The sequence below is a fragment of the Methylorubrum populi genome (genome assembly GCF_002355515.1).
GTDB lineage: Bacteria > Pseudomonadota > Alphaproteobacteria > Rhizobiales > Beijerinckiaceae > Methylobacterium > Methylobacterium populi_A.
This window is the reverse complement of record NZ_AP014809.1, coordinates 4,275,642-4,297,664: the sequence shown is the minus strand read 5'-3', so window position 1 is coordinate 4,297,664 and position 22,023 is coordinate 4,275,642. Positions and strand designations below refer to the sequence as shown.

Here is a 22,023-nt window from a genome sequence, read left to right as displayed (position 1 = left end):
TCACGAGGCGAGGGCACGGCCGGCCTCGCTCCGAGCCGCCGCGCGAAGGTGAAGCGGGTTCGGCATGTCGATGTAGTTGCCGGTGCCGTCGCCCGAGGCGAGCTCGTCGCGGTCGCACAGGCGCACCCGCAGGTTGGCCTTGGTGCAGAGCGTCGGTCCTTCGAGCACCGAGCGGGCGAAGGCGCGGCCGGCGCCGGTCAGGCGGGCCGCCATCGCCTCCAGGCGGCGGGCGAGGTCGTCGAGGAGCGTTTCCTCGCGGACCACCCCGTCATGGCCCATCCGGGCGATGACGGAGAAAATCTGGTTGACCACCAGATAGTAGGCGAGCCGCCGCCGGATCTCGCCGTCGGCGAAGTAGAGCGAGCCGATGGATCCGGTCTCGGGCGCGTCGCGCAGGAGCCGGGGGCGGGCGGCCTCGGAGAGATAAAAACCCTGGTTGTCGCGGTAGAAGCCGCGGCGCGGCCAGCCGGAGACGATGTCGAGCAGCGCGTTCTGCTGATGGGCTTCGAGCGCGATGCCGTGCCCGTCGTAGAGCGCGACGACGGGCTCCAGCATGCAGTCGAGATAGAGACCGAACCATCGGCGAGCGGCCTGGGCGCGCGCAGCTGTACCCTCCGGACAGACCTGCCCCAGAAGGGCCTCCAGCCGCGAGGGACCGCCGGGCAGCGGCTCGGCGGTCAGCGCCGCCAGCGTGGCGACGCCCCGCTCCGCGCCGCCGCGGAAGGGATTTTCCCGCAGCACCGTCTCGAAGCCGCTCTCCTCGCGGCCGGGACAGTGCAGGGTAAGGTAGGCCGGATCGGCGAGGATCCGGAAGTTCGGATGCCGCGCCTCGAAGCCGCTCTTGGCCAGCAGCCGCGCCACGGCGACGCCGGCCTTGAGTTCGGCGAGGCGGTTCACCCGCAGCGAGTTGGTGAGGGTGACGGGCAGCGAGAACTTCGCCATCCACGGGCTCTCGGCGGCGTAGACGGTGCGCAGCGAGGAGGTCGCGGTGAAGCGGGGGCCGAAGGCGCCGAGCCGCCGGAGGCGGCCCGCCTCGATCCAGGCGGCGACATGCGGCTCGAGCAACAGCGCCTCGGCCTGGAGCGGATGCATCGGCAGGGCGATCTCCCCCGCGCGCAGGGGCAGCCGGGCGGCGTCGGCGCCGAGCAGGTCGAGGGCGAGGTCGGGCGCGGCGCGGGCCACCGCCGAATCGTGACGGACGAGGCTCGCCTGCGCGGCGAACACGGCGAGGCGGAACGAGCCGCCCTCCTCCGGTGCGTAGGCGCGGGCCTGCCAGGTCGTGAGGCCCTGCCGGCTCTTGGGCGTCGGGTGCAGCCAGTGGCCGAAGACCAGGGCGCGCTCGGCCCCGATGAAGCCCTCCTCCGCATCCTTGCTCCGCTCCGCGAGGTCGAGCAGGCGGGCGGTCTCGCGGTAGCTGTCGAGCACGCGCCCGAGCAGTTCCAGTTCGCGCTCGCGGGCGGTCTCGCCCCTGCCCTCGTCGGCGCGGGAATAGGCCTCGCCGAGCAGCTCCTGAAGCGCCCGCATCGGTGCCACCGTCCGCCAGCGCGGCTCGTGCAGGTGGCGTGTCCAGAGGCGGCCGAAGCCGTGGGCGCCGCACAGCGAGGGGGATAGGATTTCGGCCCGGATCGCGAGCCGCCGGCTGCGCAGGTTCCACTCGACGCAAGAGGCGGGCGGCCCGTCCGCCAGCGCGTGCCGGACGCGGATACCGGGGTCGATCTCGCGCAGATACCCGTTGGCGAAGCTGCGGAAGGCTGCCGCCTCGGCGATGATTTGGGGCGATGGTGGCATGATCCTCCGAACCTCGTGAGAGACGTCAGGGCTGGCTCCGGCCGTGTCGCGGCCGGAGCGGGCGTCCGCCGACCCGCGGACCCGGCCCCGATCCGGCCTTCCCGTCGGATGGCGCGTCAGCGGCTCGTCGACGGGATCCGTGCGACCTTCCGCTCGCCGTCGTACCAGCCGAAAGCGCGGCGAACTCACCGTTGCGGAGGCCGGCTCCGACCGGGATGCGGTTTCGTGGGTAGAAAGAAGGTGTTGGTAGAAGCGTAAGAAGAAGAAAATTGCTTTTCGTTGTACTTGCTCATCGGACCGAGCGCTCTCTCGAATCGCGTAAAGCTGAATGCGTGTCGCGCAAACTCGAAGCATGCGTCAAGAGAAGATAAAACAATTGGAATTGTTCTTGATTTAGGGTGTCGGCGGATTTGTTCTGTCGTGTCAGTCGGTTGGCGGTGCGGATCTCCTTTATTTATTCTTGCCTGACTGGGGTTGCGTCTCGGGTGCGAAGGCGTGCCGCGGCGTTGCGCGGCAAGGGGGCGGGCGCGAGCGGCCGATCTCTGGTTGTGCCGCTCTGCCGCCTCATCGGGTGACCCGGCCGGTTCGGTCCGGCCCAGGTTCGGTTTCCGGCTTTGGTTCATGCGCTGTCGGATGATCTCGACCCGCCGATTCCGGGGGGTGCGATGGTGAGGTGACCTGTTGCTGATCTGCAACGAGGCGATGAAATGCTTCCAGGGCTTGAGTTGTAATAATTCTTGTCTCCCGTTCAGAATAAACAATTCGACTGTATGGCCAACACCTTGCAATGGTGTCGGCGCCTAGATTGGAAGTCATACAAGCTATTGCAGCACTTGCATCATCCGCCTGCCTGCTTCTGTTCGATCCTCACTCATCAAGTGGTGCGGGATCATCTGTGGGCGGCGGGGCCGATGTCATGACGGGCGGGGCGACGGGGGTGTCGATCGATGCCCTCTACCGGCACGAGGGTCTGAAGCTCCGGCGCTTCCTCCTGCGCCTGCTCGACAACCCGGCGGATGCCGCGGATGCGAGCCAGGAAACCTATCTGCGCATGGTCGCCGCGCTCTCGCGCACGAGCATCGAGCACCCCTCCGCCCTGTTGTTCCGCATCGCCACCAACGTCGCCCTGCGAATGCGCAACCGCGGCCGTCTGGAGCGGACCCTGTTCGCGGCGAAGTGCGAGGCGGAACTCGCCGAGATCGCCGACGGATATGCCCTGCCGGAGCGGCAGACGATCGCCCGCCAGGAGCTGATGCGGCTCGCCGCGGCGATCGACGCGCTGCCGCCCCGCTGCCGCGAGGTATTCCTGCTCAGCCGCCTCGACGGCCTCGCCAACGGAGAGATCGCGTTGCGCCTCGGCATCTCGCGCAACATGGTCGAGAAGCACATCATCAAGGCCCTGCTTCATTGCCGTCGCAGCCGCCTCGATCTTTTTTGAACCGCGATTTTTTGAACCGATCGCATCAGGAGGCCGCGACCTCGTTGATCTAAGGGGATAGGAGACCCGCGCCGCGCCATATCGGGCCGCGGCGGGCCCCGGGGGAACGACGTGGTCGCCAGCGACGGGACGGATGCCGAGGACGGTGAGGATCCGCTCGAGCGCGAAGCCGCGGCCTGGGTCGCGCGGCTCTCCTCCTCCGATGCCACCGAGGCCGACCGCAGGGCCTTCGAGACGTGGCACGGGGCCGATCCGGCCCATGCGGCGGCCTATGCCGAGATGGATGCGCTGTGGCGCAGGCTCGGGCAGCTCCCCGATCCCCGCCCGCGCAAGGGACCTCCGAAGAGGCTGGCCGCTCTCGCCGCCCTCGCCCTGATCGGAGGCGGCGCCCTGATGCATCAGATCGGGCTCCTCGATCGGCTGCGCGCCGATCTGTGGAGCGACGTCGGCACCATCGAGCACGCGACCCTCGCCGACGGCAGCGGCGTCGACCTCAACACGGACACGGCGCTCGCGGTGCGGTTCACCGAGCGGGAGCGCGGGATCGCGCTTCTGCGGGGCGAGGCCAGCTTCGATGTCGTGCCCGACCCGAACCGCCCGTTCGTCGTGCGCGGCGGCGGCCTGAGCGTGCGCGCGGTCGGGACCCGCTTCTTCGTGCGTGCGGACGGGGCGGCCCGTCCGGTGGGGGTGGCGGAGGGGCGCGTCGACGTGTCGGGGCCGGGCGGGCGGGCCCTCGTTTCGGCCGGAGAGGGGATTCGTGTCGGCGAAGGCGCCCTGCAGGTTGTTGCCGCGGATGTGGAGCGCGACACGGCGTGGCGCGACGGCCGGCTGATCTTCGCCGGACAGCCGCTGGCGGCGGTGCTGGCCGAACTGGATCGCTACCGCCGCGGTCGCATCGTGCTGCTCGATGCCCGGCTCGGGGAGCGGCGGGTGACCGGCGCGTTCGACGCCCGCAACACCGACGAGGCCCTCGACGCGATCGCCGCGACCATGGGTGTCCGCATCCGGCGGCTCTCGCCCCTGCTGGTGCTGGTCGGGTCACCCCTGTGAGGGCGCGCGAAAAAAACCGCGTGTCCCACGTCAGGAGATCGCGCGCCCGTTGATCTTAATCGTTGAGGGCGCGGACGACGCGAAGCGTGCCGCCCCTCCCGACGGATCGATGGGGCTTACGGCATGGCGTCGCGCGCGCGCAGGTTTTCACGGGGCCGGATGGCGGGGATCGCGCTGGCCGGCGTGTCGGTCGCGGTGATGGCGCAGGCGGCTCAGGCTGGCGAGGCGAAACGACCGCGCGGCCCGGCTGCGCGGACGATCCTGGCCGAGGCGCCGGAGACCGGCCCGGTCCGTCTCGCCATTCCGAAGGGCGCGCTGGAGACCGGCCTCGTCGCCTTCACCGAGCAGGCGGGGGTGAAGCTGGTCTACCCGACCGAGCTGACGGCGCGGCTGGAGACGCAGGGCCTCGACGGCGAGTTCGCCCCGATCGAGGCGCTGACCAAGCTCCTGGAGGGTACCGGCCTGACCTATCGCCCGGCCGGCGCCTCGACCATCACCCTGGTCAACCCGCGCTACGTCCAGCTCAGCGCCGAGCCGGCCGGCACGGTGACGCTCGACGAACTGCACGTCCAGGGACAGGCTCAAGCGCAGGGCCGCGCCGCGGCCGCCGGCCTGCCGCCGCCCACCGGAACGGTCGGGCAGCCGCCCGTGCCCTATGCCGGCGGTCAGGTCGGCTCGGGAACCCGGGTCGGCTTCCTGGGCAACCGCTCCGTCCTGAAGACGCCCTTCAGCATCACGGGCTACACGGAGAAGCTGATCGAGGACCAGCAGGCGGTGTCGCTCGCCGATGTCGTGCTGAACAATTCGTCGGTGCGCAACGACGCGCCGCCCTACAGCGAACGCGATTCCTACTTCATCCGCGGCTTCTCGGTCACCAACCTCGACACCGCCTTCGACGGCCTGTTCTACCTCGCCAATCCGCGCCGCTCCTTCACCGAGGGGCTGGAGCGCGTCGAGATCCTGCTCGGCCCCTCCGCGCTTCTCAGCGGCGGCACCGGCCGTGTCGGCGGCACGATCAACCTCATCCCGAAGCGGGCCTACGACGAGCCGTTCGCGCGGCTCACCACGACCTATCTCAGCGACGCGCAGATCTGGACCCATGCCGATCTCGGCCGCCGCTTCGGCGCGTTCAAGGAATGGGGCGTGCGCTTCAACGGCGCCTACCGCACCGGTGCCACGCCGCTCGACAACAACGCGATCGAGGTGGGGGTCGCCGCGCTCGGCCTCGACTATCGCGGCGACCGGTTCCGCGCCTCGCTCGACATGACCCACTCGACGCAGAACGTCACGGCGCCGACCTCGCTGTTCAACGCGGTCGCCCCGGGCATCGCGATGCCGCGTGCCCCGAACAACCGGATCAACACCGCCAACCCGTTCGAGTACAACGACAGCCGCTACGGCATGATCGCGGGCCGGGCCGAGTACGACGTCCTGCCCGACACCACGGTCTACATCGCCGGCGGCGCCAGCCGCTACAACGAGGACTTCCTGACCTCGAACTACCGCGTGACGAGCACGACCGGGCAGGCGACCAACCTGCTCGCGATCCAGCCCCAGGAGATCCAGGGCCTCACCGGCGAGGTCGGCCTGCGCACCCGCTTCAGCACCGGCTTCCTCAACCATCAGGTGAGCATCTCGGCCGTCGAGGCGAACAACAAGAACTTCCGCAGCGGCTTCGTGCCCCCCGTCTTCACCGCCTACACCATCAACATCTACAATCCGGTCTACCTGCCGACCGGGTCGGTTCCGACGATCGGGCTGCCCCGCTCCGCCGCGCAGCCGCTCTTCGCCCAACTCTCCGCGCGCAGCGTGGCGGTGGCCGACACCCTCTCGCTGTTCGGCAGCGACCGGTTCCTGCTGACGCTGGGCGGGCGCTACCAGGAGATCGACCAGCAGGGCTACGCCACCCGGCCGGGACCGACGCAGGGGCAGGTGACCTCGAACTATCAGGAGGGCCGCTTCAGCCCCGCCATCACCTTCGTGCTGAGCCCGTTCGAGAACCTGTCCTTCTACGGCAACTACATCGAGTCGCTCGATCCGGTGGCCGCGGCGCCCGCCGTGGCGATCAATGCCAACGCCCTCTTCCCGCCCGCGGTGGGGCGGCAGAAGGAAATCGGCGTCAAGTACGATTTCGGCACTGTCGCCGCCACGGCCGCCTTGTTCGAGATCGAGCTGCCGAACGCCTTCACCGATCCCGGAACCGGCATCTACTCGGTCAGCGGCCGTCAGCGGAACCGCGGCATCGAGCTGAACGTGTTCGGCGAGCCGGTCCCGGGCCTGCGGCTGCTCGGCGGCGTCACCTTCATCGATGCGGAACTGGTCAACACCCCGGGAGGGCAGTTCAACGGAAAGGCCGCGCCCGGCGTTCCGGATACCGCGTTCAACCTCTACGCCGAGTACGACCTGCCGCCGTGGCTGGCGCCGGGCCTGACCCTGACCGGCCGGGCGATCTACACGAGCAGCATGTTCTACGATCAGGCCAACACCCAATCGGTCCCGGACTGGACGCGCTTCGACGCCGGTCTGCGCTACACCACCGAGGGCGTGAACGGGAAACCCGTCGTGTTCCGCGCCCTCGTCCAGAACCTGCTCGACGATTCCTACTGGGCCTCGGCCGCCCGCGGCTTCCTCGCCGTCGGCGCGCCTCGCACCTTCATCGTGTCCGCGTCGGTCGATTTCTGAGGTTCCGACGTCCACGGCCCGCCTCGCCGTCGCGGCGAGGCAGCGACAGACAGGCCCGATGCTGAAGGCTTCGACCGCCGCGCGACCCGCGAGGCGGTCGAAGCGCGTTTCGCCTGCCTGTTGCGCGCGCCCTGCCCTGAAAACGGGCAGACATCCGGGGTGAACGGTCCCCGTCCTGCTCGGCGCACCCGCCCCTGGCGGCCATTCCCGCCAAGATGAGGAGTCTGTGTGTTTTGTGGCTTCTGGCACGGGTCCTGCAATGTGGTTTTTGACCACTTTGATGGATGCGTGGAAACTGGGAGCCTCAGGATGGCCAGGACAATCGACCGCAGACGGTTTCTTCAGGCAGGCGCCGCCGCTGTGGGTTTTGCCCAGATCAACCCCGATTTCCTGATTTCCTCTGCCTTCGCCCAATCGGGCAAGCCGCTGGTCTTCCTCTCGGCCGAGAACATCACCGGCAACTGGGATCCGACCGCCCACACCACGCTCTCGCAGAAGAACATCGAGGGCTTCGTGATGGGCTTTCTGACCCGCACGCCGATGACCCTCGATGACCCCGGCAAGGTGGTCTACGAGCTCGCCACCGACATCAAGCTCCTCGATCCGCACCGCCTGCAGATCAAGCTGCGCAAGGGCGTCCACTTCCACGACGGCAAGCCGTTCGGACCCGAGGACGTGAAGGCGACCTTCGAGTACGGCGCGGGCAAGGACCGGCCGGCGCAGTGGTATCCCGGCCCGACCGAGACGCTGACGATCACCACGCCCGACGACGAGACCGTGATCGTCGATACCTCGAAGGGCGGCTATCCGGCCCACCTCTTCATCTTCCTCGCCTCGTTCCTCCCGATCCTCTCGGCCAAGGACATCGCCGAGGGGCCGGGCGGCGCCCTCACCCGGCGCCTGAACGGCACCGGCCCGTTCCGCTTCGTCGAGCAGCGCGGCAACGACACCGTGCTCAAGGCCCATGACGGCTATTTCCGCGGCAAGCCGGGGATACCGGGCATCAACTTCACCTTCACCGGCGATTCGACCACGCGGATGCTGTCGCTGATGAACGGGCAGGCCTCGATCGTCGAGCGGCTCGAACCCGAGCAGGTCGAGACGGTCAAGAACAACCCGAAGATCGCAATCAACGAAGTCGTCTCGGTCGAGAACAAGTATCTCTGGTTCCGCTGCTCCAAGCCGCCCTTCAACGACGTGCGGGTGCGCCTGGCCGCCTGCCACTCCATCGACCGGGCGATGCTCCTGGAGATCCTCGGCGCGGCGGGCCACGCCTCGGCGAACTTCATCTCGCCGGTGAAGTTCGGCTACGTCGATCTCAAGAACTATCCGGCCTACGACCCGGCCAAGGCCCAGGCGCTTCTGGCCGAGGCGGGCTTCCCCAAGGGCAAGGGGCTGCCGCCGCTCGAATACATCACCTCGGTCGGCTTCTACCCGAAGACCAAGGAATACGGCGAGGTCATCACCGCGATGCTCAACGAGCAGGGCTTTCCGGTGAGCCTCACGGTGCTGGAGCCGGCGGCCTGGAACGAGCGGCTCTACCACCGCCCCGGCGGCGGGCCCGGCCACATGGTCGATTGCGGCTGGTCCACCGCCTCGCCCGAGCCGGATCTGGTGCTGCGCACCCATTTCCACTCCTCCTCGCACCGGATCACCGGCATCGAGGATGCGGAGATCGATGCGAGCCTCGACAAGGAGCGCGCGGCGCCGACCCTGGAGGCGCGCAAGGCCATCCTCCAGAACGAGACCATGCCGCTGCTGGCAGCCAAGATGCCGGCCCTGTCGCTGTTCACCTCGGTGATGATCCACGCGATGCGGCGGGAACTGAAGGGCCTCTACATCTACCCGGACGGCTCCATCGACGCCTCCAAGACCGCCTGACGACGGCCTGACCGGCACGTTTCTCTAACCGGACTGCCCGCGCCCGGCGCGGAGCCCGGCCCCTCTCGCGGGCGGCCGGACCCCGCCCCGCCGATCCCGTCGCCGGACCGGAACCCCTTCGATGTTCGTTCTCAGCTTCCTCGCCCGGCGCCTCGCGCAGGGTGCGGTCATCATCTTCCTCGTCTCGCTGCTGATCTTCACCCTCCTGCGGGTGATGTCGGGCGATCCCGTGCGCCAGATGGTGGGCGGGATGGCGCCCGATTCCCTGGTGGAGGAGATCGCGACCACCATGGGCCTGCGCGATCCGATCATCGTGCAGTTCGGCCGTTACGCCGCCCAGGTGGTCCGGGGTGATCTCGGCCGCAGCTTCATGCGTCCGGCCAACGGCGCGGCGACGGGGGGCGCGAATTTCGACGACCTGACCCGCGGCGAGCGGGCCGGGGTCGGCGACCTCATCCTCGATACCCTGCCGATGACCCTGCAGCTCGCCGCCCTGGCGCTCGCCATCGCGCTCGCCTTCTCGGCCCTGCTCGGGATCGCGGCGGGCCTGCGGCCCGGCGGCGTCGTCGACCGGCTCGCCTTCGCGGTCTCCTCGGTCTTCATCTCGATCCCGAACTTCTGGCTCGGCATCGTGCTCGCCCTGCTCCTGTCGGTGAAGCTCGGCTGGCTGCCGGCGATCGGCTACGGCGGCTTCTCCTACACCGTGCTGCCGGCCCTGGTGCTCGCCGTCGAGCTGTCGCCGGTGCTGATCCGGACGCTGTCGAGCGCGGTGGCGGCGCAGATGAGCGAATCCTACGTCGCCGTCGGCCATGTCCGCGGCCTGTCGCGCCCGCGCATCGTCGCGGCGCATGCCCTGCGCAACGCTTCGGTGCCGCTCCTCAACCTGCTCGGTGTGCAGTTCTCCTCGCTGCTCGGGGGCGTGATCATCGTCGAATACATCTTCGACTATCCCGGCCTCGGACTGCTCACCATCAACGCCGTGCTCCAGCGCGACTTCCCGCTGATCCAGGGCATCGCGATCGTCACCAGCGCGATCTTCGTCCTCATCAACATCCTCGTCGATCTCGCGGCGACCACCATCGATCCGAGGCTCGAATACTGATGGATGCCGTGGATTCCGCCCTGGCGCTCGCGCCGCCGCGCGTCGATGTCGCCGCCTCGCGCTCCATCGGCCGGCGCATCCTCGGGCGCGCCGCCCGCTCCGGGAGCTTTCGCATCGGGGCCGCCCTGCTCGCGCTCCTCGTGCTCGCCGCCGCGCTCTACCCGGAACTCAGCGGCATCGACCCGGCGATGCGGGACATCCGGGCGCGGCTGCTGCCGCCGCTGTTCCTCGGCGACAAGTGGAGCTGGGCCCACCCGCTCGGGACCGACCAGATCGGCCGCGACATGCTGGTGCGCTGCCTCGTGGGCCGCCGTCACCGTGGTCATCGGCTGCGCGCTCGGCACCGTCGCCGGCTATTTCGGCGGCCGCACCGACACGGTGATCATGCGCATCACCGACGCGCAGCTCTCGATCCCGATGATCATCCTGGCGATCGCCGTACTCGGCGCCGACCGCCCGACCATTCCGGCGATCATCCTCGTGCTCGGCCTGTCGAACTGGCCGGTCTACGCCCGCGTCATGCGCTCGGTGGTGATGGCCGAGCGCGGGCGCGAATACGTGCGCGCCGCGCAGGTCTCGGGCGCCACGCATCCGCGCATCATCCTGACCCTCCTCGTGCCGCTCTTGGTGCCGCCGCTGCTCTTCACCTCGGTGCTCGACGTGGCGCGGATGATGATCTTCGAATCGACCCTCGGCTTCCTCGGCCTCGGCGTGCAGCCACCGACCCCGACCTTCGGCAGCATCATCGCCGACGGGCGCAAGTACCTGCTCAACGCGTGGTGGATCGCCACCATGCCCGGCGTGTTCCTGTGCCTCACGCTCACCAGCATCAACCTGATCGGCGCCGCGTTCGAGCGCGCCCGCAACACGATCCATGGGGGCGCCTGATGGACCCGGTGCTCTGCGTCCGCGACCTCTCCGTCGATCTCACCCTCCCCGGGCGTGAGCGGACCATCCTCGATCGGATCGGCTTCGACGTCGCCCCGCGGGAGATCGTCGGCGTCGTCGGCGCCTCGGGGGCGGGCAAGACCGTGCTGTCGCGCGCCGTGGTCAACTGGATCGCGGCCCCGCTCGCCATCCGCTCCGGCACCGTGTCCTTCCGCGGCCGGGACCTGCTGGCCCTGCCGCCGCGGGCGATGCGGGGGCTGCGGCGCGACATCGCCTATGTCGGCGCCGACCCGATGGGCGCCCTCGACCCGACCCTGCCGGTCGGGCGCCAGATCGTCGAGAAGCTGCGCGCCGTCATGCCCGAAGTGAGCCGCCGGGAGGCGCAGGCGCGGGTGATCGCCCTGCTCGACGCGGTGCGCATCCCGTCGCCGGGGGCGCGCTTCCACGATTATCCCTCGCAATTCTCCGGCGGCATGATGCAGCGCGCGCTCATCGTCGATGCCATGGTCTCGAACCCGGCGCTGCTCGTCGCCGACAACGTCACCCAGCCCCTCGACGTGACGGTGGCTGCCCAGGTGATCCGCCTGATGCGCGAACTCACCGAGCGGTTCGAGACGGCGATCCTGTTCGTCTCCTCCTCGCTGCCCGTGGCCCGCGAGGCGGCGAGCCGGACCCTGGTGATCGATGGCGGAAGACTGGTCGAGGAGCAGCCGACCGAGGCGCTGATCGCCGCCCCGCGCCACGCCTATACCCGCGATCTCGTCGCGCAGATCCCGGTGATCTGGGGGGCAGGCCCGACCCTGCCCGCCGCGCCGCGGGCCCCCGCCCCGGCCGAGGCGATCGTCAGCCTGCGCGGCGTGTCGCAGACCTACCGGGTGAAGCGGCGCGGGAGCTTTGCCGGCACCAGCGAATTGCGCGCGGTCCGCAACGTCACCTTCGACATCGTCAAGGGCGACAGCTTCGCGGTGGTGGGCGAATCCGGCTGCGGCAAGTCCACCCTGATGCGGCTCCTGAGCCGCCTGGAGCGCCCGAGCGCCGGCAGCGTGCTGTGCGAGGGCCGCGACATCGCCGGCTTGTCGGGACCGGAGCTGCTCGGCTTCCGCCGCAAGCTGCAGCTGGTGCTGCAGGACCCGTTCAACTCGCTGCCGCCGCGTACCGGCATCGGCGCCATGCTGGAGGCGCCCCTGCGCACCCACGGCTGGCGCGACCCCAAGAAAATCCGCGAGCGGGTGCGCGCGGTGATGGACGATGTCGGCCTGCCCGTCGCCCTCTACGACGACCTGCCGCTCGGGCTCTCCGCCGGGCAGCGCCAGCGCGTCAACGTCGCCCGCGCCATGGTGCTCGAGCCCGAGATCCTGCTCATGGACGAGACCCTCTCGGCCCTCGACCAGACCGAGCAGTTCAAGCTGCTGGCCCTGTTCGAGAAACTCCAGCGCACCCACGGGCTGACCTACATCTACATCAGCCACGACCTCGCCATGGTGCGAAAGGCCTGCAACCGCATCGCGGTGATGTATCTCGGCGAGGTCGTCGAACTCGCCGACAACGAGCGCCTGTTCTTCGATCCGGGCCACCCCTACACCCGTGCCCTGCTCTCGGCGATGCCGGCCCTGGAGGCGCGGCGCTACCGGCCGGAGGATTGCCTGATGGAGGGCGAGCCGCCGAGCCCGATCAACCTGCCGCAGGGCTGCGCCTTCCGTTCCCGCTGCCCGCAGGCCTTCGAGGCCTGCGCCGTCCATCCGCCACTCCTCACCGCGCGCGGCGCCCGCGACCTCGCCGCCTGCCACCGCGTGCCGGGCGCCGGCGCCGCCCTGCTGGCGGGGGCCGCCTGATGTCGGACGCGCTCAGGGTGCAGCCCCCGCCTCCCCGTCCCGCCGGGGAACCGGACCCGCGACCGGCGGCACGCGGGGACGGGGCCGCGACCGGCATCACCGGGCGGCGCCTGCGGCTCATCCTCGACGCGCTGGAGCGCGACGGGCGGGTGAGCGTGAAGGACCTCGCCGCGCGGCTCGCCATCAGCACCGAGACGGTGCGGCGCGACCTGCGCGACCTCGAACGGCGCGGCCATGCCCGGCGGGTCTATGGCGGCGCCGTCACCGACCGGCCGGAGGGCGACCAGCCCTTCGACGCCCGCGCCCGCGTCGCCACCCGCGAGAAGGCGCGCCTCGCCGAGGCCGCCCTGCCGCTGTTCGAGGACGGGATGACCGTCTTCATCGATGCCGGCACCACGACGCTCGCCCTCGCCCGGCTGCTCGTCCGCCGGCGCCTGCACATCCACACCAACGCCCTCGATATCGCCGCGCTGATCGGGGGGGACTGCGCCGCGCAGGTCACGGTGCTCGGTGGCGAGGTCAAGCCGGAATACCGCGGCCTGTTCGGCCACCGCACCCTCTCGGGCCTGCGCGAGCACGTCTACGACGTCGCGGTGATGGGCATCGTCACCGTGCATCTCGCGCACGGCTTCATGGATCTCGGCCATGACGAGGCGGTAATCCGCCGCGCCGCCCGGGCGCAGACCCGCCGCTCGGTGATCCTCGCCGACGATTCGAAGTTCGGCCGCCTCGGCACGGTGCGCACCCTCGCGCTCGCCGACATCGACACCCTCGTCACCAACGTCCCCCTGGCGCGCGACTTCGCGCACGCCTTCCACTCCGCAAAAGTCGACGTGATTCATGCCTGAGACGAAAGCCCCGCCTCCCGTGCGGATCGATCCCGCCCGCCTCCAGGCGATGATGGAGGCGGTCTCCGCCTTCGGCGGCGGTCCGGACGGCGCCCTGACCCGTCTCACCCTGTCGCGGGAGGACGGGCAGGCGCGCGACTGGCTCGCCGCGTGGTTTTCCGCGCACGGCTTCACGCCGAAGGTCGACGCGATCGGCAACCAGTTCGGCGTCCTCGAACTGGCCGGGCCCGGCGCGCCGACGGTGATGGTCGGCTCGCATCTCGACAGCCAGCCCAATGGCGGTCGCTTCGACGGGACGCTGGGGGTGCTCGCCGCCTGCGAGGCGATCCTGTCCGTGCGCGAGGCGCTCGACGCGGCCGGCGTCGCCTCGGCCTGCAACTTCGCGGTCGCCAACTGGACCAACGAGGAGGGCGCGCGCTTCCAGCCGAGCCTGCTCGGCAGCAGCGTCTTCACCGGCGCGGCCGGGCTCGACTGGGCGCTGGCGCGCCGCGACGGCGACGGCGTCACCGTGGCCGAGGCCCTGTCGCGGATCGGCTATGCCGGGACCGACGCCGTGCCGGTGCCCGACGCCTTCATCGAGCTTCACATCGAGGGCGGCCCGATCCTGGAGCGCGAGGGCCTGCGCTTCGGCGCCTTCACCCGCTACTGGGGCGCCACCAAGTACCGCCTCGCCTTCCTCGGGCGCCAGGCCCATACCGGCCCGACGCCGATGGCCGAGCGGCGCGACGCGCTCCTGGGCGCCGCCTACCTGATCGCCGACCTCAAGGCGATGGTCGCCGATTACGGCCTCGACCTGCACACCTCCGTCGGCCGGCTCGAAGTGCGGCCGAACTCGCCCAACACCGTCCCGAGCGAGGCGGTCCTGTTCATCGAGCTGCGCTCCGGCTCGCCCGCGATCCTGGAGGAAGCAGAGCTGCGGCTGAAGGCGGCGATCGATCTCGCCGCCGCTCGGGCCGAGGTCGGCCACGAGGTGCGGTCCATCGATCGCCGCGCCGCCGGGCCGATGGCGCCGGGCCTCGTGCGGCTCGCCGAGCGCGCGGGCGCCGCCAACGGCACGACGACCCGCCACCTCGACACGATCGGCGGCCACGACGCCGTCAGCCTCTCCGCCGTCTGCCCCGCGGTGGTGCTGGCCGTGCCCTGCCGCGGCGGCGTGATGCACCATCCGACCGAGTTCGCGAGCCCGGAGGATCAGGCCTTCGGCACCCAGCTGCTCGCCGACATGCTGAGGGTCCTGGCCATCGAAGGCCTGGCCGCCATCGAGAGCGAGGGAGGACGCCGATGAAACCGCTCGGCACGCCCGAGGACGCGTCGGAGCGCCTCGCCGAGGCCGCCCTGGCGGGCGCCTTCGCCGCGCTTCCCGGCCTTCGGGACGGGGTTCCGCACTACGCGGTGGCGGTGCCCGGCCTCGCCTCGCCCTCCTATCACGGGGTCGAATCCACGACCTACCGCGTGGCGCAGGCCGCGGGCGCCGAACCGGGCCTGTTCCTCAAGGTCTCCGAACCCTGCGCCGCGGCGCTGCTCGACCCCGGCGCCGCCTTCCGCGCGGCACACAAGATCGCGGCGCTGGGCCTCGCACCGGAGCCGCTGTACTTCGCGGCGGATCAGGGCGCGATCCTGTTCCGCGACCTCGGCCCGGACTGGCGCCCGGCCACCCTCGACCGGCTGCAGGACCGCGACGGCATGGCGCGCGTCATCGACGCCTTCCGCCGGATCGGCGCGGGCGAGGCCTTCGGGCGCCGCTGGAGCGTGTTCGAGGCGATCCGCGGCTTGCGCGCCCTCCTCGGCGACGATGCCGACGCCCTGCCGCCGGATGCGTGGTTCCTGTTCGACTGGGCCGAGGCGATCGAAGCGGCGCTCGCGGCCGCCGGCACGGATATCCGCCCGGCGCATGCCGACCCGCACGCCTCCAACCTGCTGTTCGGCCCCGGCGGCGCCCTGCAGTTCGTCGATTTCGACATGGCCTGCGACACCGACCCCCATTACCAGCTCGGCGCCTTCCTCAACGAGGCCTGCGCCTTCGAGACGCCGATGCGGGCCGGCATCGAGATGGCGGAGGGGCAGTTCCGGCCCGAGGTGTTCAACCGCGCCCGCGCCTACGCGGCGGCCGACGACCTGCACTGGGGCCTGCGGGCGCTCGCCATGGACCGGCTCTCGCCCCGCCGCTCGCTCGAATTCCGCAAATACGCGGCCTGGCGTTTGCTGCGCTGCCGGATGCTCGTCGGCCGGCCGGGCTTCGAGGAAACCCTGAGGGCGCTGTGAGGAGGGGAGCATGATCGCTTTGGGCAACGCCGCCACCGAGGCCGAGCACGCCTTCGAGGCGGCCCTGCGCGCCGTCCCGCGCTGGCAGGGACGGCCGACGCGCTACCGCCCGGTTCTCGGCGGGATCAGCAACGTCAACTGGCGCGTCGAGATCGAGGGCGAGCCGCATCCCTACTTCGTCAAGATGCCCGGCCGCGGCACCGAGATGTTCATCGACCGCGCCGCCGCCCGCGCCGCCAGCCGGCAGGCGGAGGTGATCGGCCTGGGGCCGCGCACCTTCGGCGACCTCGACGCGCAGGGCATCGAGATCGCCGAGTTCGTGGACGGGCGCCGCCCCTCGACCAACCGCGACTTCGCCGACCCGGCCCTGCGGGCGGAGGCGATGCGAGTCTACCGCCGCTTCCACGCGGCCCCGCTCCTGCCGCTCACCAAGACCGTGTTCGACATGATCGACGAGCACGACCGCCAGGCGGCCGAACTCGGCGCCCTCCTGCCGCCGGATCAGGCCTGGCTGACCCGCCAGACCCGGCTGGCGCGGGCGGCCTTGGAGGCCTCGGGCCTCGACCTCGTGCCCTGCTTCAACGACCCGATGCCGGGCAACTTCCTCCTCGGCGAGGACGGCTCGATCCTCTTGATCGACTTCGAGTACGCCTCCAACAACGACCGGCTCTACGACATCGCGATCTGGAGCGGGGAGATGTTCTTCCCCGAGAGCGTCGACCGCGAACTGATCGAACAGTATTTCGGCCGCTACGACGAAGCTTTGTTTGCGCGCCTGATGGTGCACAAGGCGCTCGCCGACGTGAAGTGGTCGACCTGGGCGATGGTGCAGAACCGCATCTCCACCCTCGACTTCGATTTCTACAAATACGGGATCTGGAAGCACATGCGCGCCCGCTCGATCATGAACGACCCGCGCTGGCCGCTCTTCCTGAAGGCGCTCTGAGCGATGGGTCTGGCTGCTCCCGCGACCGGCACCCTCGCCGCCGACGACATCCTCGCCTTCGCCGCCGAACTGGCGGAGGCGGCGCGCCCGATCGCGCGCGCCTATTTCCGCACCCCGCTCGACATCGTGACGAAGGCCGACGAGAGCCCGGTGACGCTGGCCGACCGCGCCATCGAGGCGCGCCTGCGCAGCCTGATCGAGGCGCGGTTTCCCGATCACGGCATCTTCGGCGAGGAGATGGGTGTGAAGCCCGGCACGGCGCCCGGCAACGGCCCGGTCTGGGTGATCGACCCGATCGACGGCACCAAGAGCTTCGTCACCGGCCTGCCGCTGTTCGGCACCCTGATCGCCTTCCTCGACGGCGGGGTGCCGCTCGTCGGGGTGATCGACATGCCGGCGCTGGGCGAGCGCTGGACCGGGCGGCCGGGGCAGGCCCTGTTCGGGGCCGAGCCCGCCCGCACCAGCGGCTGCCGGAGCCTGTCGGCGGCGCGCTTCTTCACCACGGCGCCCGACGGGTTCATCGGCGAAGACGCGGCGCGCTACCGCCGCCTCAGCGCAGCCACGGCCCTGCGCCGCTTCGGCGGCGATTGCTACGCCTACGGCCTGCTGGCCTCCGGCCATTGCGACCTGATCGCCGAGACCGGCCTCCAGCCCTACGACTACATGGCGCTGGTGCCGGTGATCCGCGCGGCGGGCGGGGTCGTCACCGACTGGGCCGGCGCAGACCTCACCCTCGCCTCCGACGGGCGCGTGCTCGCGGCGGCGAGCCCGGAACTGCACGCGCAGGCACTGGCGCTCCTGCGGGAATGAGGCCGCCGGCAGGGACCCGATCACGGGCCCCGACGATGGTGCGGGGCGGCGCGTCGCGGCGGAGACGAAGACCGCCCCACGCGCCGGTTGGATGCAAGTTCGGATCGCAGAGCGCTTAAAACATGGGCATCGAAGGTAAAAACTTGCGCATCGACGAGATGGTCTTTGCTTGACTGGGAAAATCGCCAATTTTAAAAATGTAATCGAGTTGATCGCTAGGGTTCCAGCATCGCTTCGATGTGTTCGGTCCGAGAGCGGTTGCCGCGGCGGGAGACATCCGCCCGGATGCACGGCGGGATAAAAGCCCGGGAGACCTCACTGGCCAGAGATTGGCAGGGACAGGTCTTGTACAATCTCTTTCTGTATCGGAAGGGACGTATGCCCGGCAGAGCCTCCAAGATCGACTGTTCGACATCTTCGAGCGGCGTCCTTCGGCGCCCCGTCCGCCGGCCCGTTCTGGCCGCGCGTCCTCCCGGTTTCCCCACCCCCGTTCCGTAGGCTGCGCCCGCGCGGGGACGCTCCACGTCCTCGTGGCGGCCGCCTGCCAACAGGCCTGCTTTGGCTGCCCGACGGCGGGCTTCGCCCCGCCGCCTGCCTCTGCGCGCGCTTGCACGCCGCGCCCGCCCCAGCTCCGTGTCCGGCCGCAAGCGGCCATCCCAGACGACAAGACATGCCAGGAGACGAGACATGCGCATCCCAAGCCTGATCACCGGCGGTCTCACAGGGGTCCGGCGCGGCCTGTCCGCCCTCACCCTCGCCGTCGGGCTCCTCGCCGCACCGATGGCGCAGGCCGCCGAGCCGCTGCGCATCGGCTACAGCGACTGGCCGGGCTGGGTGGCGTGGCAGGTCGCCATCGAGAAGGGCTGGCTCAAGGAGGCCGGCATCGACGCTAAGTTCGAGTGGTTCGACTACTCCGCCTCGATGGACGCCTTCTCGGCGGGCAAGCTCGACGCGGTGACCTGCACCAACGGCGACGCGCTCGTGATGAGCGGCAACGGCGCCAAGAACGTCATGATCATGCTCACCGACTACTCCAACGGCAACGACATCATCGTCGGCAAACCGGGGGTGAAGTCGCTGACTGACCTCAAGGGCAAGAAGGTCGGCCTCGAAGTCGGCCTCGTCGAGCACCTCCTCCTCATCGACGGCCTGCAGAAGGCCGGGATCAAGGAGAGCGACGTCACCCTCGTCAACGCCAAGACCAACGAGACGCCGCAGATCCTCGCCTCGGGCGACGTCGCCGCCATCGGCGCGTGGCAGCCGATCGCGGGCCAGGCGATGCGCGGCGCGGCGGGCGCCCGCCCGCTCTACACCTCGGCCGACCAGCCGGGCCTGATCTACGACGTGGTGACCGTGACGCCCGCAAGCCTCGCCGCGCGGCGCTCCGACTGGATCAAGCTCGTCGGCCTGTGGGACCGGGTCGTCGGCTACATCCAGGATCCGAAGACGCAAGGGGACGCGGTCGCGATCATGGCGGCCAAGGTCGGGGTCGAGCCTGCCGTGTTCACCCGCTTCCTCAAGGGCACCAAGCTCCTGACGCTGGCCGAGGGCCGCGCGGTGATGAAGGACGCCGACGGGTTCGGCTCGCTCTACGGGTCGAGCCGGCACGCGGATGCCTTCAACGTCAAGTTCGAGGTCTACAAGACCCCGCAGGACGTGAAGGCCGCCATCGATCCCGCCCTCACCGACGGCAAGTGAGGAGAGGCGGATGCGCGCCCGGCCGATCCAATCCGGTTCCGAGCCGGACGCCGCTCCGGCGGCGGTCACCCCGCTCCCGCCGGTGGCGGGTGCGGCCCCCGTCGCCGGCCGGGCGCGGCGCTCCTGGGTCGGCGTCGCCCGCCCGCTGTCGCGGCGGCGGCACGGGGCGCTGACGCTCCTCTCCTTCCTGATTCCGCTCGGCCTGTGGGCGGCCGTCTCCTACCTTCCCTTCCTCTGGCACCCCCTGGTCGAGGTGACGAACCCCGGCGACGTGGCCTGGATGGAGCCCGGCATGCGGGTGCCGCGGGCGGCCTTCGCCGAGGAGGTCGCGGCCGCCCAGGGCGCCGGTACCGCCCTGCCCGAGGGTCGCTCCGCCAACCCGGTCTACCTGCCGGCGCCGCACGAGGTCGCGACCGCCTTCTGGACCGCGCTGACCGCGCCGCCGCCGCAGCGCGACGCGATCTGGCTGCCCGCGAGCCTGTGGCACTCGATCCAGATCATCTTCTGGGGTTTTACCCTCTCCTCCCTGGTCGGCGTGCCCCTGGGCGTGCTGTGCGGGGCGCAGCCCACCATCGCCCGGCTGACCGAGCCCGTGATCGAGTTCGTGCGCTACCTGCCGGCGCCCGCCTTCGGCGCGCTGATGGTCGCGATCCTCGGGATCTACGACGGGCCGAAGATCGCCATCATCGTCATCGGCACCTTCTTCCAGCAGGTGCTCGTCATCGCCAACACCACCCGCCGGGTCGATCCTCTGCTGGTCGAGGCCGCCCTCACCATGGGCTCGCGCAACCTGCGCCTGATCCGCCGGGTGATCGTGCCGGCCGTGCTGCCGCAGATCTACCGCGACCAGCGCATCCTGCTCGGCTGGGCCTGGACCTACCTGATCGTCGCCGAGCTGATCGGCACCTCCTCGGGCATCACCTTCTTCATCACCCAGCAGGCCCGCTACCAGCATTTCGACAACGTCTACGCCGCGATCCTCGTGATCGGCCTCGTTGGCATCGCCACCGACATCGCGCTCGCGCTGCTCGGCCGCCGGCTCTTCCCCTATGCGAGGGCCGAGGCATGAGCGACGGCACCAGCAGCGCCCCCATCACCCTGCCGATCGAGGCCTGCGACTACCGCACCCAGTGCGAGCCCGTGCGCGCCCGCTTCGAGCGGCTGAAGGCCCGCGAGGTCGCGCTCAGGGTCGAGGGACTCGGCAAGGTGTTCCGCAACGCGGACGGCGGCGAGACCGTGGCTTTGCGCGGCATCGACCTCGTCACCCATCGCCGCGAATTCCTCTGCGTCGTCGGGCCGTCGGGCTGCGGCAAGTCGACCTTCGTGCGCATCCTCGCCGGGCTCGAGACCAAGAGTTCGGGCACCGTCAGCGTCGGCGGCGTGCCGGTATCGGGTCCGGGCGCCGACCGGGGCATGGTGTTCCAGGGCTACACCCTGTTCCCCTGGCTCACCGTCAAGCGCAACGTCGCCTTCGGGCTCGAGGAGAACGGCGAGGCCCGGCATGTGGCCGAGCGCGAGGCGCTGCAATGGCTGGCGCTGATCGGGCTGGAGCGCTTCGCCGACGCCTATCCGCACCAGCTCTCCGGCGGCATGAAGCAGCGCGTCGCCATCGCCCGCGCGCTGGCCATGCGCCCGCGCATCCTCCTGATGGACGAGCCGTTCTCGGCGCTGGACGCGCAGTCCCGCGCCCGGATGCAGGCCTACCTGATCGAGATCTGGCGCAAGATCGACATCACCATCGTCTTCATCACTCACGACCTCGACGAGGCGGTCTATCTCGCCGACCGCATCCTCGTCCTGAAGGCCCATCCCGGCGAGGTCGAGGAGCTGATCGAGGTGCCGGTGCCCCGGCCGCGCCATCCCGGACAGATGCAGATGCCGGAATTCCACGCCACCCGCGCCCGGCTCGACGCGCTGATTCATCCAGGTGAAGCCGAGGCCGACGGCCCGGCCGATCTGGGCAGCCTCGACATGGTCACCCGCATGGCGAGCGTGGGGGACGAGGTCGAATGAGCACGCCTCTCCTTTGGTCCGACCGCACCTGGGAGGAGATCCCCGGTGACCTCGCGGGCGCCGCGCAGGCCGCGCTCCTGCCGATCGGCGCCACCGAGCAGCACGGGCCGCACCTCGGCTGCGGCATGGATTTCGTGCTGGCCGATGCCGTCTGCCGCGCGGTCTCGGACCGCACCGACGTGCCGATGCTGCCCACCCTCCCCTACGGCTGCTCGCTCGGCCATTCCCGGCGCTGGCCCGGCACCATCGCCCTCGACCCGCTGCTGATGACCGACCTCGTCCGGCAGATCGGGGAACAGGCCCATCACTCCGGTGTGCGCCGCCTGTTCCTCGTCAACGCCCACGTCACCAACGCCGCCCCCCTGCGCTGCGCCCTCGAACTCCTGCGGGCGGCCCACGACGACCTGATGGTGGCGCTGATCAACACCGCCACCGTCAGCGAGCGGGTGCGCGCCGCCCATTTCCTGGACGCCGAGGACTGGCACGCCAACCGGGCCGAGACCGCGCTGATGCAGGCCGTGGCCCCTGCCCTGGTGCGGGAGGACCGCATCGCGCAGGCCGATGATCCCGATCGGACCGGTGGCCTCGTCTTCGCCCACCCGGTCAACCGCACCAGCCGCAACGGCGTCACCGGCACCCCCTCGCAGGCGAGTGCCGCGGAGGGTGCCGAGCTGTTCGCCTGGATGGTCGAGGACCTGACCGCCCTCGTCCGCCGTGGGCTCACCGAGACCCCGCCCCTTCCCCATTCCTACGACGGCCCCGCCGTCCCCATGCCAGGAGCCTGA

Annotated in this window: 16 protein-coding genes, 1 pseudogene and 1 riboswitch; of the genes and pseudogenes, 16 read left to right on the top strand and 1 reads right to left on the bottom strand. The window is 70.4% G+C overall.

All coding sequences use genetic code 11. The features are described 5' to 3' along the window. Entirely contained in the window at positions 1–1,788 is a 1,788-nt protein-coding gene (locus tag MPPM_RS19905; protein WP_096486539.1) for an IucA/IucC family protein, read from the bottom strand. A gap of 916 nt (positions 1,789–2,704) precedes the next feature. Here MPPM_RS19905 and MPPM_RS19900 point away from each other — a divergent pair. From MPPM_RS19900 to MPPM_RS19825, 16 genes and pseudogenes are all read left to right on the top strand, one after another. Then, positions 2,705–3,226: a sigma-70 family RNA polymerase sigma factor gene (locus MPPM_RS19900; RefSeq protein ID WP_096487939.1), complete on the top strand. Its 522-nt coding sequence runs from the start codon at positions 2,705–2,707 to the stop codon at positions 3,224–3,226. A gap of 111 nt (positions 3,227–3,337) precedes the next feature. After that, on the top strand, positions 3,338–4,276 hold the full coding sequence (locus tag MPPM_RS19895) for a FecR family protein (RefSeq protein ID WP_096486538.1): 939 nt from the start codon (positions 3,338–3,340) through the stop codon (positions 4,274–4,276). A gap of 159 nt (positions 4,277–4,435) precedes the next feature. Beyond that, the gene (locus tag MPPM_RS19890; protein ID WP_096486537.1) at positions 4,436–6,958 is read left to right on the top strand and encodes a TonB-dependent receptor; all 2,523 of its coding nucleotides are present in this window, start codon (positions 4,436–4,438) and stop codon (positions 6,956–6,958) included. Between the two features lie 309 nt (positions 6,959–7,267). Continuing rightward, positions 7,268–8,839 carry an ABC transporter substrate-binding protein gene (locus tag MPPM_RS19885; protein WP_096486536.1) on the top strand — a complete coding sequence of 524 codons (1,572 nt, stop codon included), beginning with the start codon at positions 7,268–7,270 and terminating at the stop codon, positions 8,837–8,839. Between the two features lie 121 nt (positions 8,840–8,960). Further along, the gene (locus MPPM_RS19880) at positions 8,961–9,941 is read left to right on the top strand and encodes an ABC transporter permease (RefSeq protein WP_096486535.1); all 981 of its coding nucleotides are present in this window, start codon (positions 8,961–8,963) and stop codon (positions 9,939–9,941) included. Further along, positions 9,941–10,829 (top strand): annotated as a pseudogene (locus MPPM_RS19875) (ABC transporter permease). The gene MPPM_RS19880 and the pseudogene MPPM_RS19875 overlap by 1 nt, the downstream one beginning before the upstream one ends. Further along, positions 10,829–12,661 (top strand): ABC transporter ATP-binding protein, encoded by a 1,833-nt coding sequence (locus tag MPPM_RS19870; RefSeq protein ID WP_096486534.1) that lies wholly within the window; start codon positions 10,829–10,831, stop codon positions 12,659–12,661. The pseudogene MPPM_RS19875 and the gene MPPM_RS19870 overlap by 1 nt, the downstream one beginning before the upstream one ends. Next, positions 12,661–13,509 carry a DeoR/GlpR family DNA-binding transcription regulator gene (locus MPPM_RS19865; RefSeq protein ID WP_173807931.1) on the top strand — a complete coding sequence of 283 codons (849 nt, stop codon included), beginning with the start codon at positions 12,661–12,663 and terminating at the stop codon, positions 13,507–13,509. The genes MPPM_RS19870 and MPPM_RS19865 overlap by 1 nt, the downstream gene beginning before the upstream one ends. Further along, entirely contained in the window at positions 13,502–14,794 is a 1,293-nt protein-coding gene (locus tag MPPM_RS19860) for a Zn-dependent hydrolase (protein ID WP_096486533.1), read from the top strand. Before MPPM_RS19865 ends, MPPM_RS19860 begins: the two co-directional genes overlap by 8 nt. After that, entirely contained in the window at positions 14,791–15,771 is a 981-nt protein-coding gene (locus tag MPPM_RS19855) for a phosphotransferase (protein WP_096486532.1), read from the top strand. Before MPPM_RS19860 ends, MPPM_RS19855 begins: the two co-directional genes overlap by 4 nt. A gap of 10 nt (positions 15,772–15,781) precedes the next feature. Then, positions 15,782–16,717, top strand: a complete 936-nt coding sequence (locus tag MPPM_RS19850; RefSeq protein ID WP_096486531.1) for a phosphotransferase — start codon at positions 15,782–15,784, stop codon at positions 16,715–16,717. Between the two features lie 3 nt (positions 16,718–16,720). Beyond that, on the top strand, positions 16,721–17,527 hold the full coding sequence (locus MPPM_RS19845) for an inositol monophosphatase family protein (protein ID WP_096486530.1): 807 nt from the start codon (positions 16,721–16,723) through the stop codon (positions 17,525–17,527). A gap of 204 nt (positions 17,528–17,731) precedes the next feature. Continuing rightward, positions 17,732–17,841, top strand: a riboswitch (guanidine-I (ykkC/yxkD leader). A 373-nt stretch (positions 17,842–18,214) separates the two neighbouring features. Continuing rightward, positions 18,215–19,225, top strand: a complete 1,011-nt coding sequence (locus tag MPPM_RS19840; RefSeq protein ID WP_096486529.1) for an ABC transporter substrate-binding protein — start codon at positions 18,215–18,217, stop codon at positions 19,223–19,225. Between the two features lie 10 nt (positions 19,226–19,235). Beyond that, positions 19,236–20,294, top strand: coding sequence for an ABC transporter permease (locus tag MPPM_RS19835; protein WP_096486528.1), 1,059 nt, complete (start codon positions 19,236–19,238; stop codon positions 20,292–20,294). Next, positions 20,291–21,238, top strand: a complete 948-nt coding sequence (locus MPPM_RS19830; protein WP_096486527.1) for an ABC transporter ATP-binding protein — start codon at positions 20,291–20,293, stop codon at positions 21,236–21,238. Before MPPM_RS19835 ends, MPPM_RS19830 begins: the two co-directional genes overlap by 4 nt. Then, a complete protein-coding gene (locus tag MPPM_RS19825) occupies positions 21,235–22,023 on the top strand; it encodes a creatininase family protein (protein ID WP_096486526.1) in 789 nt (262 codons plus the stop codon). Before MPPM_RS19830 ends, MPPM_RS19825 begins: the two co-directional genes overlap by 4 nt.